This is a genomic window from Candidatus Eisenbacteria bacterium (assembly GCA_016867495.1).
Taxonomy (GTDB): domain Bacteria; phylum Eisenbacteria; class RBG-16-71-46; order CAIMUX01; family VGJL01; genus VGJL01.
Map to the genome: position 1 here is coordinate 1 of VGJL01000201.1, position 4540 is coordinate 4540.

A 4540-nucleotide genomic window follows, 5' to 3' on the forward strand; every position below is an offset into this window, starting at 1 on the left:
TCGCGGTGGACTGAGTCCCCTCGGAGTGGACGAATCGAAGCAGCCACTGCACGTCGGCCGATCTCCCGGTGGGATTGCGCACCGAGCCGTCGAGCGTGAACCACGTGTTCCACTTCCAGCGCGGTGCGCCGGTCTCGCCGCCGAGCCCCTCCGCTGCCTCGCCTTTGACCTTGGGGCGGCCTGTGATGTAGGGAGTCGTTCTCGGCCAGACGACATCCATCTCGGCGGGAGGATCGGACATCTCGAATGTCCCGTCGGAGACGAGGATCGGCGTGCGGTTCTTGGTCGGACCGAATACGACCCCGACGTACGAACCGGGCTCGATCCCGCCGACCACGACCGCCGACTCGGTGGAGCGGCTCGTGTCGGCCCGCGTTCCGCCCGCGTCCGGATACGGCACGCCGGTCGAGGTGTTCAGCTCCACGCGCTGGACTTCCCAGACGCTTCCTTCAGGCCCCTCGCACCGGAATCGAACCGGCTTCCCGTTGGGGACCGTGAATCCGAAGGAGGCGTCGTTGTTGCGCTCGTCTCTCTCCTCGATCGCGTTCTCCCGATCGGCCGTCAGCGCGAGGCGGTACTTCCCCGGCTCGAGGGGCGGCACCGGAAGCGTGAAGACGGTTTCGGCGCCGCGCTTGGCGGTGGAGATGAGCGTGTCCCGCGCCGCCAGGGGCCTGTCTGCCTGATAGAGCGTCCAGTGGATCGGCACTTGAGGGAGTTGCCCGTCGAAATGCAGGGTGATCAGGGCGCGGCTCGCCTCGTTTCGGCTGAACGTCCCTTGGGTCGGCCCGAATGCCCCCGGCCATGAGATGTCGGGGACCGCCCCGGCCCCGAGGATCCCGGGGCATCCGATAGAGAGGAAGGCGAAGGCGGCCGCGAGGCGAGCCAGTCTCCGGATCCCGACCAAGGAACCGCGGCAACGCGGTCCCCGATGAAGAGTCAATCGGTTTCCCATGGAGACACCTCCTACACCGGGGCGGTGGATCTTCTCCCCGGGCGAGGATCACCCAGCGCCGTCTCGTAGGCAAGCCCCGCGTGCGCCGACGGTGGGGGATGCGGCCGCGGGTCGCCCAGGCCTTTCTGCCCTTCCAGCGCCGGCCGCCCAGCGGGTATCCTGCTTGCGGCCAAGGAGGATCGGCCAAGGAGGATCCACAAAGCAGGATCGGCCAAAGAGTCCTCGGGGAATCTAGCACACAGAGGGGATCAAGATGGGCGGGGAGACCTTCGACATCATCGTTCTCAACGGACGGCCCGCTGCCGGCAAATCGGAGATCATCGACTACCTGAAGAAGCTGCCGCTCGAGGAGCGGATCCGGAGATTCCACATCGGGAACTTCGAGGAGTTCGACGACTTCCCGATCCTCTGGGAGCGCTTCGAGGACGATGACATCTACGAGAGCCACGGCAAGGCCCGGTTGATCTCCGACACGAAGTTCCAGTACCAGGGGAAGACGCACGATGGGTACGTCTTCAAGGATCCGTTCTTCTGGAACTTCCTCATCGAGAAGCTGAATCTCCTCTATTCGAAGCGCCTTCGGGACGACCCGAGCTACCACGACAACACGACGGCCGTCTTCGAGTTCGCCCGAGGAGCCCAGCATGGCGGATTCGCCGAGGCCTACAGCCACCTCTCCGACCAGGTGCTGTCGCGCGCCTGCACGATCTACATCAAGGTCCGCTGGGAGGAATCGCTCCGCAAGAACAGGCGCCGTCGCAATCCGGACAAGCCCGACAGCATCCTCGAGCATTCCCTGGAGGACACGAAGATCGAGTTCCTCTACAAGGACTCCGACTGGGAGAGCTTCTCCGGCGGCGATCCGGACTTCCTCCATGTCGGCAAGCGCAGGATTCCTTATGCCGTCTTCGACAACGAGCCGGAGAAGACAGACAAGCCTGACGTTCTCGGGCGCCATCTCGAGGAGGTCTGCGGGAAGCTCTGGGATCTCCGCCGGCGCGGTGTTTAGTGGTCGCGACAGCCATCCTCGAGACGGCGCGCGAACGGAGGCACTGACTTCGTGGAGGCCGGCGGGAGAGCGGCAATCGAGTCAGTTCTGCGTGGAGCGAGGGAGGCCGGCCGCTCGGCGCTCCTCGAGAGCGAGGTCTATCGAATCGTCCAGATGGCGGGAATCCCCGTTCCCCGCTCCGCGGTTGTTCCGATCGATGCGGGCGCGTCCGGAATCGCCCGCAGCGCCCAGGCGCTGCTCGAACCCCCCGCGCCGCAGGGCATCGTTGTCAAGATCGAGTCGCCCGACATCCTGCACAAGACCGAGGTCGGTGGAATCGTCTTCGCTTCTGACGATCCGCAGGCGATCGTCCGGGCCTGCGCGGCCGTTGTGGAGAATGCGCGGAAGAGCGCCCCGGCCGCGAGGCTCGCCGATCTTCTGCTGTGCGAGCGGGTAGAGCATCAGGCGAACATTCCGGGCACGGAGTGTCTCCTATCGCTGAGGCAGGATCCCGCCCTCGGGCCGCTCATCGTCTTGGGACTTGGCGGAACGCTGACGGAGTGGTACGGCGATCTCGCGCCGGAGGCGACCACCTGGATCCTCTCCGCCCATGACCCGCTCCTGCTCGGCGATTCCCCGCCCGATATCGGGGACCTGGGTCCCGCCTTCGCGCTGATGGTCCGTCCCTCGCGCCTGCACGCGAAGCCCCCGATCGACCCTGCGGATCTGTGGAGCCTGATGAGGTCGTGGGCGGATCTCGCCCGAACCTTCGGAATCGACGGGACGGCGGAGTTCGTCCTCGACGAGGTGGAGATCAATCCTCTGGTCCTTCGGGGGGACCGACGGCTGGTCGCGCTTGACGGGATCGGGAGCTTCTCCACCGAACGGCCCAGGGTCCGGCGGCGCAGGACCGAGAAGATCCGACGTCTCCTCGCCCCGCGATCGGTGGCGATCATCGGCGCCTCCGCCAAGAGGATGAACTCGGGCCGGATCATCCTGCGCAACCTCCTGGCCGCTCCGGGCATCTCGAGGGAGCGGATCTACCCGATCCACCCCAAGGAAGAAGCGATCGAGGGGATCCCGTGCCTGACGGGCATTCGCGACCTGCCCGAGAGGGTCGATCTGGCCGTCGTGAGCGTGCCCGAAGAGAGAGCGCCGGAGGCGATCCGCGAGCTGGTCGAGATGGAGCGCGCGCATTCGGTCATCCTGATCCCCGGGGGGTTTGCCGAACGGGGGAACCGGATGCTGGCGGACGAGATCATCGAGTCGATCGAGGCGAGCCGATCGCGGCCCGACGGAGGGCCGGTGCTGATGGGCGGCAACTGCCTGGGCGTCGTCTCGAAGGATCACTACAACATGTTCTTTCTGCCCGATTACAAGCTCCCGTTCTGCGACGCGCCGGGGGAGAACCTCGCGATGATCAGCCAGAGCGGGGGCTACCTCGTGACGTTCGCGAGCCATCTCGATGGGGTGATCCTCCCCAAGGCCCTGATCTCCTACGGCAACCAGATGGACCTCACGGTTTCCGACTTCATGAAGCACTACCTCGGCGACGACGCCGTCCACGTGATCGGTTGCTACATCGAGGGATTCGAGCCGCTCGACGGCCTCAGGTTCGCGGGGCTCGTGAGAGAGCACAAGGCGAGGGGGACGGTCGTGATCGCCGCCAAGGCGGGCCGCACGAGCCTCGGAGCGCAGGCCGCGGCCAGTCACACCGCCTCGCTGGCCGGCGACTACGCGGCCGCCAGGGCGCTGCTCGCCTCGGCGGGCGCTCTCGTGGCGGAGACGCTCGACGACCTCGAGGATCTGGTCAAGACCTTCACGCTCCTCGATCGCCGGGCGCCGGGGGAAGGGAGGGTCGCCGTGATCTCGAACGCGGGATTCGAATGCTCGGCGGCGATGGACATGCTCGGAGATCTGACCCTGGCGCCGTTGGCGGAAGGCACGAAGCGGAAGCTCGAGGAGGCGCTGCCCGAGATCGCCCACGCGGACAACCCGATCGATGCGACGCCCATGGCGGTGACGGAAGCCTTCGTGCGCGCTGTGGAGGCCCTCATCGACGATCCGGGCGTCGATGTCATCGTCGTCTCGCCGATCCCGATCACTCCCGCCCTCGATGCCCTGGAGCCGGATCCCAAGGAGCACCAGGAAAACGCGCACGCGGAGGGATCGCTCCCGCGCGAGCTGGTTCGCTTGTTCCGCTCGACCCCGAAGCCGATCGTCGCCTCCATCGACTCCGGCGCGATCTACGACGCCTGCGTCCGTGTCATGCAGCAGGGGGGGATTCCGACCTTCCGCAAGATCGATCGGGCGATGCGCGCGATGGGGACCTATTGCCGGCATGGACGCGCGGGGCGGAGGAAGCGGTAGGACCCTGGAGCCGGGGATCGGCCGGTCGCGCCGGCTCCAGGGCCCCGCCGCCATGGGCTATAATGCTGGCCAGTGCCGGGCTTGCCGGGGGGTGTGGCGGAAGGATGAGACTTACAACGATCGTCGCTGCCGGTGTCATGATCCTTGCGGTCGCGGGACTGTCTCCGGCCGAAACGAGCACCTCGCCGTTTCCCGATCCCGAGGAGCGGGCCGCTTTCCAGCGGCAGGAG

General features: G+C 66.7%; 3 protein-coding genes. 2 read left to right on the top strand and 1 reads right to left on the bottom strand.

Translation table 11 applies throughout. From position 1 onward, the window contains the following. Positions 1–952, bottom strand: a 952-nt coding sequence (locus FJY88_12125) for a hypothetical protein (protein ID MBM3288081.1), incomplete at its 3' end; no start/stop codon positions are given. A gap of 253 nt (positions 953–1205) precedes the next feature. Between FJY88_12125 and FJY88_12130 the strand changes: the two genes are divergently transcribed. After that, positions 1206–1961: a hypothetical protein gene (locus tag FJY88_12130; protein ID MBM3288082.1), complete on the top strand. Its 756-nt coding sequence runs from the start codon at positions 1206–1208 to the stop codon at positions 1959–1961. Positions 1962–2012: 51 nt separating this feature from the next. Further along, complete coding sequence (locus tag FJY88_12135) at positions 2013–4310, top strand: hypothetical protein (protein ID MBM3288083.1); 2298 nt, start codon at positions 2013–2015, stop codon at positions 4308–4310. The last annotated feature ends 230 nt before the right edge of the window (positions 4311–4540 follow it).

Excerpts from the sequence above, each read along its gene's own strand:
- FJY88_12130 (MBM3288082.1), top strand. The coding sequence starts at position 1,206 with ATGGGCGGGGAGACCTTCGACATCATCGTTCTCAACGGACGGCCCGCT.